General features: G+C 70.5%; 13 protein-coding genes. 8 read left to right on the top strand and 5 right to left on the bottom strand.

Annotated elements, in window-relative coordinates; translation table 11 throughout:
- Positions 1 to 14: 14 nt before the first annotated feature.
- Positions 15 to 1,319: a PAS domain-containing methyl-accepting chemotaxis protein gene (locus TSH58p_RS11320; RefSeq protein WP_158282599.1), complete on the bottom strand. Its 1,305-nt coding sequence runs from the start codon at positions 1,317 to 1,319 to the stop codon at positions 15 to 17.
- A 349-nt stretch (positions 1,320 to 1,668) separates the two neighbouring features.
- Here TSH58p_RS11320 and TSH58p_RS11315 point away from each other — a divergent pair, with 349 nt between their 5' ends.
- From TSH58p_RS11315 to TSH58p_RS11290, 6 genes are all read left to right on the top strand, one after another.
- Positions 1,669 to 2,439 carry a (Fe-S)-binding protein gene (locus TSH58p_RS11315; protein ID WP_109069977.1) on the top strand — a complete coding sequence of 257 codons (771 nt, stop codon included), beginning with the start codon at positions 1,669 to 1,671 and terminating at the stop codon, positions 2,437 to 2,439.
- 4 nt (positions 2,440 to 2,443) lie between these two features.
- A complete protein-coding gene (locus tag TSH58p_RS11310) occupies positions 2,444 to 3,880 on the top strand; it encodes a LutB/LldF family L-lactate oxidation iron-sulfur protein (protein ID WP_109069976.1) in 1,437 nt (478 codons plus the stop codon).
- A gap of 2 nt (positions 3,881 to 3,882) precedes the next feature.
- Positions 3,883 to 4,569 (top strand): lactate utilization protein C, encoded by a 687-nt coding sequence (locus TSH58p_RS11305; RefSeq protein WP_109069975.1) that lies wholly within the window; start codon positions 3,883 to 3,885, stop codon positions 4,567 to 4,569.
- 134 nt (positions 4,570 to 4,703) lie between these two features.
- Positions 4,704 to 5,276, top strand: a complete 573-nt coding sequence (locus tag TSH58p_RS11300) for a Smr/MutS family protein (RefSeq protein ID WP_109069974.1) — start codon at positions 4,704 to 4,706, stop codon at positions 5,274 to 5,276.
- Positions 5,277 to 5,288: 12 nt separating this feature from the next.
- A complete protein-coding gene (locus TSH58p_RS11295) occupies positions 5,289 to 5,693 on the top strand; it encodes a helix-turn-helix domain-containing protein (RefSeq protein ID WP_109069973.1) in 405 nt (134 codons plus the stop codon).
- A gap of 161 nt (positions 5,694 to 5,854) precedes the next feature.
- Positions 5,855 to 7,396: a PAS domain S-box protein gene (locus TSH58p_RS11290; RefSeq protein ID WP_109069972.1), complete on the top strand. Its 1,542-nt coding sequence runs from the start codon at positions 5,855 to 5,857 to the stop codon at positions 7,394 to 7,396.
- Here the strand turns inward: TSH58p_RS11290 and TSH58p_RS11285 are convergent.
- The 4 genes from TSH58p_RS11285 to TSH58p_RS11270 all read right to left on the bottom strand — a co-directional run bounded on the left by TSH58p_RS11285 (position 7,356) and on the right by TSH58p_RS11270 (position 12,736).
- A complete protein-coding gene (locus tag TSH58p_RS11285) occupies positions 7,356 to 8,984 on the bottom strand; it encodes an ABC-F family ATP-binding cassette domain-containing protein (protein WP_109069971.1) in 1,629 nt (542 codons plus the stop codon). The genes TSH58p_RS11290 and TSH58p_RS11285 overlap by 41 nt on opposite strands.
- Before the next feature lie 175 nt (positions 8,985 to 9,159).
- Positions 9,160 to 10,509: an ATP-dependent protease ATPase subunit HslU gene (gene hslU / locus TSH58p_RS11280; protein WP_109069970.1), complete on the bottom strand. Its 1,350-nt coding sequence runs from the start codon at positions 10,507 to 10,509 to the stop codon at positions 9,160 to 9,162.
- A gap of 22 nt (positions 10,510 to 10,531) precedes the next feature.
- Positions 10,532 to 11,080, bottom strand: coding sequence for an ATP-dependent protease subunit HslV (gene hslV, locus TSH58p_RS11275; protein ID WP_014238902.1), 549 nt, complete (start codon positions 11,078 to 11,080; stop codon positions 10,532 to 10,534).
- Positions 11,081 to 11,164: 84 nt separating this feature from the next.
- Entirely contained in the window at positions 11,165 to 12,736 is a 1,572-nt protein-coding gene (locus tag TSH58p_RS11270; protein WP_109069969.1) for a S1C family serine protease, read from the bottom strand.
- Between the two features lie 148 nt (positions 12,737 to 12,884).
- Here TSH58p_RS11270 and hisB point away from each other — a divergent pair, with 148 nt between their 5' ends.
- Complete coding sequence (hisB, locus tag TSH58p_RS11265; protein ID WP_038530232.1) at positions 12,885 to 13,508, top strand: imidazoleglycerol-phosphate dehydratase HisB; 624 nt, start codon at positions 12,885 to 12,887, stop codon at positions 13,506 to 13,508.
- Between the two features lie 75 nt (positions 13,509 to 13,583).
- Positions 13,584 to 14,228 (top strand): imidazole glycerol phosphate synthase subunit HisH, encoded by a 645-nt coding sequence (gene hisH, locus TSH58p_RS11260; RefSeq protein ID WP_109069968.1) that lies wholly within the window; start codon positions 13,584 to 13,586, stop codon positions 14,226 to 14,228.
- Position 14,229: the final 1 nt, after the last annotated feature.

Raw genomic sequence — 14,229 nt, 5'->3', positions numbered from 1 at the left:
GCGCCGGATTTCCATCAGGACGCCTTCAGCGCCTGCAGGAAGGTCTCGACCTGATGCTTCAGGCTGTCGGACTGGCCCGACAGGTCGGAGGAGGAGCGGATGACGAGGCTGGAGGCCTGCGCCGTCTCGTTCGCCGCCACGCTGACCGCCTCGATGCTGCGCGCGATCTCGTCGGTGCCGCGGGCGGCCTGGGCGACGTTGTTGGAAATCTCCTGGGTCGCCGCCGCCTGCTCCTGCACGGCCGAGGCGATGGTGGTGGAGATCTCGTTGATCGAGCGGATCGTCTCGCCGATGCCCTGGATGGCGCCGATCGTCTGGTTGGTCGCCCCCTGGATGCCGGCGATCTGGGCGGAGATGTCCTCGGTCGCCTTGGCGGTCTGGTTGGCGAGGCTCTTCACCTCGCTCGCCACCACGGCGAAGCCCTTGCCCGCCTCGCCGGCCCGCGCCGCCTCGATGGTCGCGTTCAGCGCCAGCAGGTTGGTCTGGCCGGCGATGCCCTGGATCAGCTTCACCACGTCGCCGATGAGCTGCGCCGACTGGGCGAGGCTGTCGGCGGTGCCGCCGATCTGCTCGGTGCGCGACACCGCCTCGCGGGCGATGGCGACGGACCGCTCGACCTGCTGGCCGATCTCCGCGATGGAGGCGGAGAGCTGCTCCGCCGCCGCGGCGACCGCCTGGACGTTGGACGCCGCCTGGGCGGTGGCGGTGGCGGCCTCCGCGCTCTGGCGGGTCGACCGTTCCGACAGGGCGCCAAGCTGGCGCGACACGCCCTGCATGTCGGTCGAGGTGCCAGACACCGCCTGCACCACGCTCCTGACCTTCGCGTCGAAGTCGGCGGCGAGGGAGCCGGCGCGCTGGCGCATCTCCTCCTCCTCCTGGACGTCGATCAGCGAGCCGCAGGCGCGCAGCGCCACGCCGGCCGCGTTGCGCCGGCAGCCGCCGATGGCGCGGAACCAGCGGTAGGAGCCGTCGCGCATCTTGACGCGGTAGCGCACGTTGAAGGGCGTGCGGCCGCTGGCGTCGGCCAGGAAGGCGCCGAAGGCGGCGAAGGTCGGGGCGCTGTCGTCCGGGTGCAGGCGGTCCGACCAGGAGGTCATCAGGTTCGGAAAATCCTGCTCGCCCTCGAATCCGAGCAGGCGGCGGAACTGCCCGGACCAGGTCCAGCGGCTCTGCGGATGCGCCGGGTCGCCGTTGTGGAACACCGCGTCCCACAGGCCGACGCCGGCGTGGTTGCCATAGAGGTCGAGCGCCTCGGTCAGCTCGGCCAGTTCAGCGCCGCGCCCGTTGCCACCAGCCGGTCCACCCCGGAAAAAACTCATCAGACTCATCGCCTTGTCCCCCTCCCCTCGCACGATAATCGATACAACCTTCAGCAGAGACCCATGACCGAAACGATCAGCCGGCCTGTCCTCGTATACGGAAAATATGTGAATTTAGATTTCAATTCGGTAAAAACTTTTCCCATGTTTTTGGAAATAGGAGGCGCGTTTTTCGTATTGTTTGTTTCACTTTCTGTTTGATTTTCTTTTCTTCTTATTTTTGCAACCAAGGGGTGTTTTTCAGACGGGCCGCGACCGGACGCCGCCGGCCCGGCCCGTTGCCATCCCCGGCGGGACGACCTACAGTCGCCACCGTGAGGGGACAAGCACACAAGAAGAACAGGACACCATGGCCGACACCCGCCCCGCCCCCCGAGTGGGGCTGTTCGTCACCTGCCTCGTCGATCTCTACCGCCCGACGGTCGGCTTCGCCGCGGTGAAGCTGCTGGAGGACGCCGGCTGCACGGTCGAGGTTCCGGCCTCCCAGACCTGCTGCGGCCAGCCCGCCTTCAACGCGGGCGACCGCGCCACCGCGCGCGATCTCGCCCGCAGCACCATCGCCGCCTTCGAGGGGTTCGATCACGTGGTCGTCCCATCCGGCTCCTGCGCCGGGCAGATCCGCAAGCATTACCCGGAGCTTCTGGCCGACGATCCGGCCTGGGCGGCCCGCGCCCGCCACCTGTCGGCGCGCACCCACGAGCTGGTGTCCTTCCTGACCGACGTGCTGGGGGTGACGGACACCGGCGCGCGCTACGACGGCACCATCACCTACCACGACAGCTGCTCCGGCCTGCGCGAGCTGGGCGTCAAGGAACAGCCGCGCCGCCTGCTGGCCAAGGTCGAGGGGCTGACGCTGAACGAGCTTCCGGGGGCGGAGGTCTGCTGCGGCTTCGGCGGCACCTTCTGCGTCAAGTACCCGGACATCTCCAACCGCATGGTCGAGGCCAAGACGGCGGACATCAAGGAGACGAAGGCCGACACGCTGCTGGCCGGCGACATGGGCTGCCTGCTGAACATGGCGGGCAAGCTGAAGCGCGAGGGCTCCGCCGTCCGCGTCCGCCATGTCGCGGAGGTGCTGGCCGGCGTCACCGACACCCCCCCGATTGGCGAGAAGGCATAACGCCATGCAGCCGACCACCCACGCCTTTCCCGAGAACGCCCGCAAGGCGCTGAGCGACGAGCGGCTTCAGAAGGTCCTGGCCATCGCGCCGGCCGGCTTCGTCAACCGCCGCCGCCAAGCCGCCGACCGGCTGCCGGAGTTCGAGGCTCTGCGCGACCAGGGCCGCGACCTGAAGAACCACGTGCTGGCCAACCTCGACACCTACCTGGAGGCCTTCGAGGGCAAGGTCACCGAGCAGGGCGGCCATGTGCACTGGTGCCGCACCGACCAGGAGGCGCGCGACGCCATCCTGGGCATCTGCCGCAAGGTCGGGGCGAAGACCGTCACCAAGGGCAAGTCGATGATTTCCGAGGAGATCGGGATCAACGACCATCTGGAGGCCAACGGCCTGACCCCCATCGAGACGGACCTCGGCGAGTACATCATCCAGCTCCGCCGCGAGCCGCCCAGCCACATCATCGCCCCGGCCTTCCACCTGTCCAAGACGGACGTGGAGGGCACCTTCCGCCAGGCCCACACCGACCTGCCGGCGGACCGCGTGCTGGACGAGCCCAAGGTGCTGATCGCCGAGGCGCGGCAGGTGCTGCGCCGCAAGTTCCAGCAGGCCGACGTCGGCATCACCGGGGCCAACATCATGGTGGCGGAGACCGGCTCCACCGTCATCGTCACCAACGAGGGCAACGGCGACCTGACCCAGATCCTGCCCCGCGTCCATGTGGTGATCGCCACCATCGACAAGGTGGTGCCGACGCTGGAGGACGCGGCGCTGGTGCTGCGCCTGCTGGCGCGCTCCGCCACCGGGCAGGAGGCGTCGGCCTACACCACCTTCTCCACCGGGCCGCGCCGCCCCGGCGACCTCGACGGGCCGGAGGAGTTCCACGTCGTTCTGCTCGACAACGGGCGGTCGGCGCTGCTCGGCACCGAGTTCCAGGACGTGCTGCGCTGCATCCGCTGCGGCGCCTGCATGAACCATTGCCCGGTTTATGGCTCGGTCGGCGGGCACGCCTACGGCTGGGTCTATCCGGGGCCGATCGGGTCGGTGATGCAGCCGGCCCTGCTCGGGGTGAAGGAGGCCGGGCACCTGCCCAACGCCTCGACCTTCTGCGGACGGTGCGAGGCGGTCTGCCCGATGCGCATCCCCCTGCCCAAGATGATGCGCCACTGGCGGGAGAAGGAGTTCGAACAGAATCTCCAGCCCGCCGCCATGCGCCGGGGGCTGGCCCTGTGGGGCTGGTTCGCGCGGCGCCCGGCGCTGTACCACGCGGCCACCCGCATGGCGGTGCGGGCGCTGGGGGCCCTGGGCCGCGGCAAGGGGCGCTTCGCCAGCCTGCCGCTGGCCCGGGGCTGGACGCAGCACCGCGACATGCCGGCGCCGGAGGGCCGAACCTTCCAGCAGATGTGGGCCGAGAAGAATTCGGCCGAAAAGAAGGGGACGCGCTGACCATGGCCGACACCAGCTCCGCCCGCGCCCAGATCCTGGGCGGCATCCGCAAGGCGCTGAAGTCCGCCGAGGGCTCCGAGGAGGCGCGCCAAAGGCTCGCCACCCACCCGCGCAACCTGATCCCGGCCCGCGCCCAGCATCCCCACGACCGGCAGGTCGAGCTGTTCGCCGCCATGGCGACCGAGGTCTCCGCCACCGTGGAGCTGCTGGGCGGGATGGCCGAGGTGCCGGGGGCGGTGGCCGACTATCTGGCCGGGCTGAACCTGCCCGCCGAGGTCCGCATCGCCCCGGACGCCGCCCTGGACTCCATCCCCTGGGACCAGCGCCCAACCCTGACCGTGACCAGGGGACGGGCGCGCGACAGCGACGGCGCGTCGCTGACCGGCGCCTTCGCCGGGGTGGCGGAAACCGGCTCGCTGATGCTCCTTTCGGGAGCGGAACGACCGACCACGCTGAACTTCCTGCCCGACACCCACATCGTCGTGCTGCGGCGCGGCCAGATCGTCGGCACCATGGAGGACGCCTGGGACCGGCTGCGCGCGGCCGGGGGCACGGATGGCGGAAACGGCGCCCTGCCCCGCACCGTCAACTTCATCACCGGGCCGTCGCGGACCGGCGACATCGAGATGCGGATCGAGCTGGGCGCCCATGGGCCGCGGCGCCTCCACATTCTGCTGGTGGAGGATTGACACGGCTGAGCGTTCAAGGGTTTATCGGAGAATCGTCCGTGCCGGAACCCGTGCCCAGCCCCCTGCATAACCGTGTTTGATCCGCCCCGCCCTTCGACCCGCGCACCCGGACGGGCCGCGCCGAGGTCCCTGCCATGAGCCGCCGCCGCTCGGTCTCCACCGAGGAGCGGCGCCTGTGGCGGATCGCCATGCGCGACGCGGAGCCGATGCCGGGCCGGATCGTCGAGGACCCCGATCCTCCCGCCGCCCCGGCGGGCGAGCCGGAACCGGTCGCCACCACCGCCTCCCCGCCCCCCACCCTGCCGCCGCGCGGCGGCGTGCCGAAGGGCGGGCGCCCGTCGCAGCCGCCGCTGAAGGTCGGCAACCTCGACAACATCGACCGCCGCACCGCCGACCGCTTCGCGCGCGGCGAGATGGAGATCGACGGGCGCATCGACCTGCATGGGATGAGCCAGGCCCAGGCCCACGGCGCCCTGTCCGGCTTCGTCCACCGCGCCTGGCACGAGGGGCGGCGCTGCGTGCTGGTCATCACCGGCAAGGGCACCTACACCGGCGGGGCCGGCGTGCTGCGCCAGTCGGTGCCGCGCTGGCTGGCCGACGCCTCCCTGCGCCCGATGGTGCTGGCGGTGCGCCCGGCGCAGCCCCGGCACGGCGGCGAGGGGGCGCTGTACGTCCTCGTCAAGCGGCGGCGCGACCATCACCGATAGGACGGGGCCGCCATGACACCCTTCGGCGAACGGGTCCGCGCGCTGCGCGAGGGCAAGAGCGTGACGCTCAAGCAGATGGCGGCGGACCTGCACATCTCCTCGGCCTATCTGTCGGCGCTGGAGCATGGCAAGCGGGGCCAGCCCTCGCCCCAGCTCGTCCGGCAGATCTGCGCCTATTTCGGCATCATCTGGGACGAGGCGGAGGAGCTGGAGCGGCTGGCCGACCTGTCGCACCCGCGCGTGACGGTGGACACCGCCGGGCTCAACCCGAAGGCGACCGAGCTGGCGAACCGTCTGGCCGAGCGCATCCACGACCTGGACGACGGCACGCTGGACCGGCTGCTGCTTCTGCTGGACGAGGCGCCGGCCCGCGGCGGCGCGGCGGTGCGGCGGCGGGCGGCTCCCCGCCGCCGATAGGACGGGAACGCCGCGTAACGCCCTGAATTGCCTTGTGGGTTAATCGGTCGCACCTTCGGCATAGGCAGCCGGACGTTTCGCGTTCGCTTTCACCGCGCCAAATCCCTTACCATCCGATCCGGGAAACCCCGAATCCAGGCTTGACCAGACGGGATTATCGTATGACCGCCGAGGTCGGGTCCATGATGCCGGGGGACGGCGTCACGGACGCCCTGTTCCGTTCCATCTTCGACAGCGCGTCGGTCGGCATGATCGTGGCCGCGCCGGACGGGCGCATTCTGGCCGCCAACCCCGCCTTCGCGGACAACCTGGGATACAGCCCCCAGGACATGGCCGGCCGTCATCTGGCCGACGTCACCCATCCGGAGGACTGGGCGTGGGAAAGCCTGCGCTTCGACCGGGTGGTGCGGGGCGAAGCAGCGCCGCAGCCCTTCGAAAAGCGCTTCCTGCGCGCCGACGGCGGCGTGATGCGCGCCGCCATGCGCCCGTCCTGCCTGCACGGCCCCGACGGGCGGGTGCGGGCGCTGGCCGCGGTGATGGAGGACGTGACGACCGCCCGCGCCGCCGACGAGGAACTCCAGCGCAGCGAGGCGCGCAACCGCGCCATCGTGGAACAGGCGGTCGAAACCATCCTGACCGTGGACGCCCGCGGCGTCATCCTGGCCGCCAACCAGGCGGCGGAGCTGCTTCTCGGCTACAGCCCGGACGAGCTGACCGGCCGGCACATCGCCGTCCTGATGCCGCCGGAGGAGGCCGCGCAGCACGGCGACCACATGCGCCGCTACAGGGAGACGGGGGTCCGGCAGGTCATCGGCGTGGGGCGGGAGGTGACCGTCCTCCGGCGGGACGGCAGCCGGATGGTCGTCTGGCTCTCCCTGTCGGAGATCGATCTGCCGGGATTCCACGTCTTCGTCGCGATGCTGCGCGACCTCAGCGCCTTCAAGGCCGCCGAGCAGGCGCTGATCGAGGCCAAGGAGGCGGCGGAGCTGGCCAACCGCGCCAAGACCGCCTTCCTCGCCAACATGAGCCACGAGCTGCGCACGCCGCTGAACGGCATCCTCGGCTTCGCCGACGTGATCCACCAGCAGATGCTGGGGTCGCTGGAAAACCCCATGTACGTCACCTTCGCGGCGGAGATCAAACGGTCGGGCGAGCTGCTGCTGGCCAACATCAACGACCTGCTGGAGATGGCCACCATCGAGGCCGGTCAGGTGGATCTGGAGGAGTCGCTCTGCGATTTCCGCGACGTGGTGGTGTCCTGCGTCCGTCTGGTCGCCAAGCGGGCGGAGCGCGGCAAGCTGCAGGTCGAGGCCGACATCGCCAGCGAGCTGCCGCCCCTGCTGGCCGACCCGCGGGCGCTGAAACAGGTGCTGCTGCACCTCCTGTCCAACGCCATCAAGTTCACGCCGGAGGGCGGGCGCATCGGCGTGTCGGCCCGCGTGGATTCCGCGGGCGCCCTGGTGGCCGAGGTGTTCGACAGCGGGGCGGGCATCCCGGAGGACCGTCTGGAAACCGTCTTCCAGCCCTTCTTCCAGGGCGATTCCTCGCTGGCCCGCCGGTTCGAGGGCATCGGGCTGGGCCTGTCCATCGCCAAGTCGCTGGTGGAACGGCACGGCGGCCGTCTGGAGATCCGCTCGCTGGAGGGGGCCGGCACCTCGGTGGTCATCCACCTGCCGAAGGACCGCTTCCTGACCGACTGGTGAGGTCCAGCCGGCGTGTGATCCCGATGGCGTCGAGGAAGGCGTCGTCGTGGCTGACCACCAGCAGCGCCCCGTCGTAGGCGCGCAGCCCGGCTTCCACCGCTTCGATGGAATCGATGTCCAGGTGGTTGGTCGGCTCGTCCAGGATCAGGAGGGGCGGCGGGACCGCACCGCCGAGGATGCAGGCGAGGCCGGCGCGCAGCGTCTGCCCGCCGCTGAGGGTCGACACGCGTTGCAACGCGGCGTCGGCGCGGAACATGAAGCGGGCCAGCGACGCCCGGCAGGCGTTTTCTCCTTCCCGCGGGTTGAGACGCCGGAAATTGTCCAGGATCGTCCCCGACGGATCGAGAAGGCTCACCCGCTGGTCGAGCATGACGGCGCCGGCAAGGACGCGGACCGTCCCGGACCAGGGGGAACGGTGGCCCGCGACGAGCCCCAGCAGGGTCGTCTTGCCGGACCCGTTGGGTCCGGTGATGGCGACGCGCTCCGGCCCGGTGATGGTGAAGGACAGGTCACGGACGACCGGCCTCCCCGCTTCATAGCCGCCAGTGACGCCGTCGAGCGTCAGCACGGTCCGGCCGGGCGGAAGGCCGGTGGGCGGCAGGACGACCGACAGCGGCTGAAGGACTTCGATGCGCGCGCGGGCGGCGGTCACGGCGTCGAGCGCGTCGGCCTTCTGCTGGGCCGCCCGGCGGGCGTTGTCGCCGCCGGTGGCCTCGCTGCGCTCCTTCCGCCCGCCGAGGAGGATGCGTGGCAGATCGCCTTTCGCCGCCTTCCGCTGCCCCGCCCGGTCCTTTCGCGCCTTCCGTTCGGCGGTGGCCTGCGCCGTCCGGGCCGCCTCCGCCACGCGTTTCTCGGCGTCCGCCAGATCGTGGCGGGCGGCGTCGAGAGCCAGCGCCCGGCCGGCGCGGTACTGGCTCCAGTTCCCGCCATAGCGGGTCGCGCCGAGGGAGGTCAGCTCGACGATGGCGTCCATGCGGTCGAGCAGGTCGCGGTCGTGGCTGACCACCACCGCCCCGACCCGCCAGGAGACCAGCAGACCGATGACCGCCTCCCTCCCCTCGCGGTCGAGATCGTTGGTCGGCTCGTCCAGCAGCAGGACATCGGGCTCCGGAAAGATCGCCGCCGCCAGGGCGGCGCGCGTGCGCTGCCCGCCGGACAGGCGCGTCAGCGGCGTCTCGGGCTCCGCATCCAGACCCACCCGGCCGAGCGCCGACCGGATGCGGCCTTCCAGCGTCCAATCCACCTCGGCCAGCGCGTCGGCGTCCGCGTCGCCCCGCTCGGCGCGGCGCAGCAGCTCCAGCATGGCCGTCGCGCCGAACAGCCCGGCGACGGTATCGTCCGGCCCCACGGACAGGTTTTGACGCAGGATACCCAGGCTGCCGCGGACGGACACCGTCCCGGACTGCGGACGCAACGCGCCCGTCATCAGCTTGAGAAGGGTCGATTTCCCAGTGCCGTTGCGACCGACGAGCCCGGTCCGTTCAAGGCCGAACCCAAGGCTGATGTCGGATAGGACGGTGCGCCCGTCAGGCGTGGACCAGGACAGGTTCGCCAGGGTGATGGCGGGCGGTGTGATGGAAGCAGGCATGGATGCGGATTTCCCCGAAGACGAAACGAACGGACGTTGCGGTCGGGTTGAAATCCATCGTTCTGCGCATCCTGCCGTGGTGAGACGCCGGCCATCCTAAGGCCAGCCGGGCCGCCGATCAAGGCGGGTGGGGAAAAGCGCCGCGGGGGACCGCCCCGCGGCACCGTATGACGGCTTACAAAATGAACTTCGACAGGTCGGCGTTCTTGGCGAGGCCGCCGACCTGGGCGCGGACGGTCTCCGCGTCGATGGTCACGGTCTGGCCGGCCTTGTCGCTGGCGGTGAAGCTGATGTCCTCCAGCAGCCGTTCCAGGACGGTGTGCAGGCGCCGCGCCCCGATGTTCTCCACCGTCGCGTTGATCTCGGTGGCGAGGCGGGCCAGCTCGTCGATGGCGTCGTCGGTGAAGACGAGATCGACCTCCTCGGTCTTCAGCAGCGCCTTGTACTGCTTGATCAGGCTGGCTTCCGGCTCGGTCAGGATGCGGCGGAAATCGTCCTGCTCCAGCGCCTTCAGCTCGACGCGGATCGGCAGGCGGCCCTGAAGCTCCGGCAGCAGGTCCGACGGCTTGGACAGGTGGAAGGCGCCCGAGGCGATGAACAGGATGTGGTCGGTCTTCACCGCGCCGTGCTTGGTGCTGACGGTCGTGCCCTCGATCAGCGGCAGCAGGTCGCGCTGCACGCCCTCGCGGCTGACGTCGGCGCCGCCCTTGTAGTCGGAACGGGCGGAGATCTTGTCGATCTCGTCGAGGAAGACGATGCCGTTCTGCTCGACCGCCTGGATCGCTTCCGAAACGACCTTTTCCTGGTCGAGCAGCTTGTCCGACTCTTCCGCCATCAGAACGGTGTAGCTCTCGGCGACGCTCATGCGCCGGGACTTGGTGCGCCCGCCCATCGCCTTGCCGAAGAGGTCGTTCAGGTTCAGCATGCCCATCTGGGCGCCCGGCATGCCGGGGATGTCGAAGGTCGGCAGGCCGCCGGCGGTGTCGGCCACCTGGATTTCGATCTCGCGGTCGTTCAGCGTGCCTTCGCGCAGCATCTTGCGGAACTTCTGCCGCGTCTCCGGGCTGGCGTTCTCGCCGCACAGCGCGTCCACCACGCGCTCCTCCGCGCGCAGCTCGGCCTTGGCGGCGACCTCCTTGCGCAGCCGCTCCTTGGTCAGGCCGATGGCGGCCTCCACCAGATCGCGGACGATCTGCTCGACGTCGCGGCCGACATAGCCGACCTCGGTGAACTTGGTCGCCTCGACCTTCAGGAAGGGCGCCTGGGCCAGCTTCGCCAAGCGGCGGGCGATCTCCGTCTTGCCGACGCCGGTCGGGCCGATCATCAGGATGTTCTTGGGCAGAACCTCCTCGCGCAGCCCCTCGGGGAGCTGCTGGCGGCGCCAGCGGTTGCGCAGCGCGATGGCGACCGCGCGCTTGGCCTCGTGCTGGCCGACGATGTAGCGGTCGAGTTCGGAGACGATCTCGCGCGGGCTGAAGGCGGCGGTGGCGGCGGCGATGCTCGGGGCGGTGCTGGGGGCGGACATGGCGTGGGACCCGGTCTGAGGGTTAGAGCTTTTCGAGCGTGACGTTCTCGTTGGTGTAGACGCAGATGCCGGCGGCGATCTTCATCGCCTTGCGGGCCACGGCCTCCGCGTCCAGACCATCGACGTCGACCAGCGCGCGCGCCGCCGACAGGGCGTAGGCGCCGCCGGAGCCGATGCCGATCAGGCCGTCCTCCGGCTCCAGCACGTCGCCGTTGCCGGTCAGGATCAGGCTGACGTTGCGGTCGGCCACGGCCATCATGGCCTCCAGCCGGCGCAGGTAGCGGTCGGTGCGCCAGTCCTTGGCCATCTCCACGCAGGCGCGCAGGAGCTGGCCGGGGTGCTTCTCCAGCTTGGTCTCCAGCCGCTCGAACAGGGTCAGCGCGTCGGCGGTGGCGCCGGCGAAGCCGCCCATCACCGTGCCGCCGGCGAGCCAGCGCACCTTGCGGGCGTTCGATTTCATGACCGTCTGGCCGACGGACACCTGGCCGTCGCCGGCGATGACCACCTGCCCGTTCTTGCGGACCGAGAGGATGGTGGTGCCGTGCCACTGGATGGGATCGTGGGAAGTCATCGGGACCGTGTTCGAAGGAAGGATCGCCCGTGCCCGAACGGCCCGGCGCGACGCCGGCCGACATAGGCACATCGGAACACGGGTCTATGTGGGGGGACGGCGGGTCCCGTCAAGTCTGGCGTCATGGGCCGGTATCCCACGGGACGGAATTGACCGGGGGGAGAGCTGCGTCACCTCCACCCCCAGGCGGGCCAGCGCCTCCATCACCGGGACGAAGGCGGACAGGCCGTGCGCGCCGCTTGGCAGCGGACCCGAACGGGCCACGCCCAGCAGGTTGCCAGCCTCGTCGACCAGCGGATCGCCCGGCGCCGGGTCCGGCCCGGTCAGGTCGGCCTGGAGCAGCGTGGCCTCCACCCCCGGCGCCGCCTGCGGGTCGGCGCGCCGGGCCGCCAGGATGCCCGCCGCCGTGTCGTCGCCACGGCTCAGCACCGCCATCACCGGCTCGCTGACCGCCGGGTCACCGAGCCGCAGCGGGGCCGCGCGCAGCCGCGCCGGCACGCGGACCAGGGCGATGCCGCCCGGAACGTCGCGCGCCATGACCGTCCCGTCCAGCACGACACCGCGGGAGGGCGCGACGGTGACGGTGGCGTCCAGCCCGGCGTCGAGGGTCAGCAGAAGCGACTGGCCGTCCAGCTCCCCCAGCACGATCCCCCGGCCCTTGCGTTCCTCCGGCCCGACGCGAACCGTGGCGGCGGACACGCGGGCGGCGGGGTCGTCGGCGTAGCCCTGGAGCGGGTCGGCGACGCGCAGGATCAGGGTTGGAGGGCGGGCTTCCTCCAGGAAGGGAGCCGGTCCGGCGGAGGCGCCGCCGGGATCGACCATCACAGATTTGACCGCCGCGGTTGACACCACAGCCGGGCCACTTGACGCATCCGGGGGCGCACTTGACACACCCGCCACCCCACTTGACACTACCGGGGCCACACTTGACGCTCTCTGGGGGGCGGTTGACACTCCCCCCCGGCCACTTGACACTATGGCGGGGCCACTTGACGCTATCGCCCCGCCCCGCGACACCGCGGCGCGGAAGCCGGGGTCGGCGCCCAGCGCCTCCACCGCCGTGCCGAAGGCCTCCTCGATCAGCAGAACGTCGCCCTGCGGCACGCCGCTGTCCTTGCGGGCGACACCGGTGGTGGTGACGCGGTGGACGAGCCGGCCCGTCACGGCGTCGTAGACCGCCCAGTCCACCCGCAGGCTGCCGACGCCCGACACGCCCTCGCTGCGGCCGGTCAGCCAGCTCCGGCGGCGGCACAGGTCGCTGTTCACCGCGCGCAGGTCGCCGCGCAGGATGTAGCGGGCGCGCTTGCGGTCGAACTCCGCCTCGTAGTCGCTGCCCTGGACGCCCGCCACGTCGTAGCCGGCGTCGGCGAGAACCTCGGCGAAACGCTCCTGAAAGGTGGAGTTCTCGTGCAGGCTGCGCCCGCTGGTCCAATGGACGTCCTCGTAGGGCGGCCAGCACTCCAGCGCCCAGACATAGCGTCCCGTCACCATGCCCCGACGCATGGAGCCGAGCGAGAGGCCGTCGAAGCGGACCGGCTCCGTCGAACCGCGGGCGACGGGCGGCGCCTTGCGGGTCTGCGGCAGGTCCCCGCCCATGCAGGCGGCCAGCGCCAGAAGGGCGGCGAGGGCCGGGAAAAGGCGTCCGGGCGTCGGCATGTCCGGTGGCATATCCCATTATGCGCGTTGAACGTGTGCACGGTGATGAGCACACACGCATTATGCGGCATCGCGACCGACGGTCATAGGCGTTTTCGGAGGCTGCGCCACTGGCGCGCCCGCGCGCTTCCTGATAAAACCCGGACTCATGGACCAGAGCCTTGCCAATGGCGTCCGCCGCGCCTCGATCGAGCGGAACACCACCGAAACCCGGATCCGGGTCGCCGTGAATCTGGACGGCACCGGCGTCTATGACGTGAAGACCGGCGTCGGCTTCCTCGACCACATGCTGGAGCAGCTGTCGCGCCACAGCCTGATGGACCTGTCGGTGGCGGCGGAGGGCGATCTGCACATCGACGCCCACCACACGACCGAGGACAGCGGCATCGCCATCGGACAGGCGGTGGCGAAGGCGCTGGGCGACCGCAAGGGCATCCAGCGCTACGGCCACGCCTACATCCCGATGGACGAGACGCTGACCCGCGTCGCGCTGGACTTCTCCAACCGGCCCTACCTGATCTGGAAGGTGTCCTTCAGCCGCGACAAGATCGGCGACATGGACACCGAGCTGTTCCGCGAGTGGTTCCAGGCCTTCGCCATGGCCGCGGGCGTGACGCTGCACGTCGAATGCCTCTATGGCGAGAACAACCACCACATCGTGGAAAGCTGCTACAAGGCGCTTGCCCGCGCGCTGCGGGCCGGGATCGAAATCGACCCGCGCAAGCGCGACGCCGTGCCCTCCACCAAGGGGACGCTGGGCGGCTCCCTCTAAAAAAACCGGCGGCTTCGAACTCTGAAATACCGGCTGCGCCGAAAAGGCCGGGTCTCTCCTGAAGGTCCTCGTTTCATGGAAACCGTTGCGCTGATCGATTACGGCTCCGGCAACCTGCGTTCCGCCGCCAAGGCTCTGGAGCGCGCGGCGGCGGAGTGCCACGCCTCCTTCCAGGTCCTGGTGACCTCCGACGCCGACGCCGTGCGCAAGGCCGACCGCGTCGTCCTGCCGGGCGTGGGCGCCTTCGCCGACTGCAAGCGCGGCCTGTCGGAGGTCCCCGGCATGCTCGACGCGCTGGACGAGGTGGTGCACGGCAAGGGCCGCCCCTTCCTGGGCATCTGCGTCGGCATGCAGCTGATGGCGGAACGCGGGCGCGAATACGGCGTGACCGAGGGGCTGGGCTGGATCAAGGGCGAGGTGGTGAGGCTGGAGCCCGCCGACCCGGCGCTGAAGATCCCGCACATGGGCTGGAACGAGCTGGACGTGCGGCGGGAGCATCCGCTGCTGGCCGGGCTGCCGGAGCGGGCGCACGCCTATTTCGTCCACTCCTACCGCTTCGCCGTGGAGCGGCCGGAGGACGTGATCGCCAGCGCCGATTACGGCGGACCCTTCGCCGCGGTGGTCGGGCGCGACAATCTGGTCGGCACCCAGTTCCACCCGGAAAAGAGCCAGGAGACCGGCCTCGCCCTGGTCGCCAACTTCCTGACCTGGCGGGTCTGAC

This window comes from Azospirillum sp. TSH58 (assembly GCF_003119115.1).
In the GTDB taxonomy this organism is placed as follows: domain Bacteria; phylum Pseudomonadota; class Alphaproteobacteria; order Azospirillales; family Azospirillaceae; genus Azospirillum.
Note: the sequence above shows the minus strand (reverse complement) of the source record. Positions and strands in the feature narration are given on the sequence as shown.

Excerpts from the sequence above, each read along its gene's own strand:
- TSH58p_RS11320 (WP_158282599.1), bottom strand. The coding sequence starts at position 1,319 with ATGAGTTTTTTCCGGGGTGGACCGGCTGGTGGCAACGGGCGCGGCGCT.
- TSH58p_RS11315 (WP_109069977.1), top strand. The coding sequence starts at position 1,669 with ATGGCCGACACCCGCCCCGCCCCCCGAGTGGGGCTGTTCGTCACCTGC.
- TSH58p_RS11310 (WP_109069976.1), top strand. The coding sequence starts at position 2,444 with ATGCAGCCGACCACCCACGCCTTTCCCGAGAACGCCCGCAAGGCGCTG.
- TSH58p_RS11305 (WP_109069975.1), top strand. The coding sequence starts at position 3,883 with ATGGCCGACACCAGCTCCGCCCGCGCCCAGATCCTGGGCGGCATCCGC.
- TSH58p_RS11300 (WP_109069974.1), top strand. The coding sequence starts at position 4,704 with ATGAGCCGCCGCCGCTCGGTCTCCACCGAGGAGCGGCGCCTGTGGCGG.
- TSH58p_RS11295 (WP_109069973.1), top strand. The coding sequence starts at position 5,289 with ATGACACCCTTCGGCGAACGGGTCCGCGCGCTGCGCGAGGGCAAGAGC.
- TSH58p_RS11290 (WP_109069972.1), top strand. The coding sequence starts at position 5,855 with ATGACCGCCGAGGTCGGGTCCATGATGCCGGGGGACGGCGTCACGGAC.
- TSH58p_RS11285 (WP_109069971.1), bottom strand. The coding sequence starts at position 8,984 with ATGCCTGCTTCCATCACACCGCCCGCCATCACCCTGGCGAACCTGTCC.
- hslU (WP_109069970.1), bottom strand. The coding sequence starts at position 10,509 with ATGTCCGCCCCCAGCACCGCCCCGAGCATCGCCGCCGCCACCGCCGCC.
- hslV (WP_014238902.1), bottom strand. The coding sequence starts at position 11,080 with ATGACTTCCCACGATCCCATCCAGTGGCACGGCACCACCATCCTCTCG.
- TSH58p_RS11270 (WP_109069969.1), bottom strand. The coding sequence starts at position 12,736 with ATGCCGACGCCCGGACGCCTTTTCCCGGCCCTCGCCGCCCTTCTGGCG.
- hisB (WP_038530232.1), top strand. The coding sequence starts at position 12,885 with ATGGACCAGAGCCTTGCCAATGGCGTCCGCCGCGCCTCGATCGAGCGG.
- hisH (WP_109069968.1), top strand. The coding sequence starts at position 13,584 with ATGGAAACCGTTGCGCTGATCGATTACGGCTCCGGCAACCTGCGTTCC.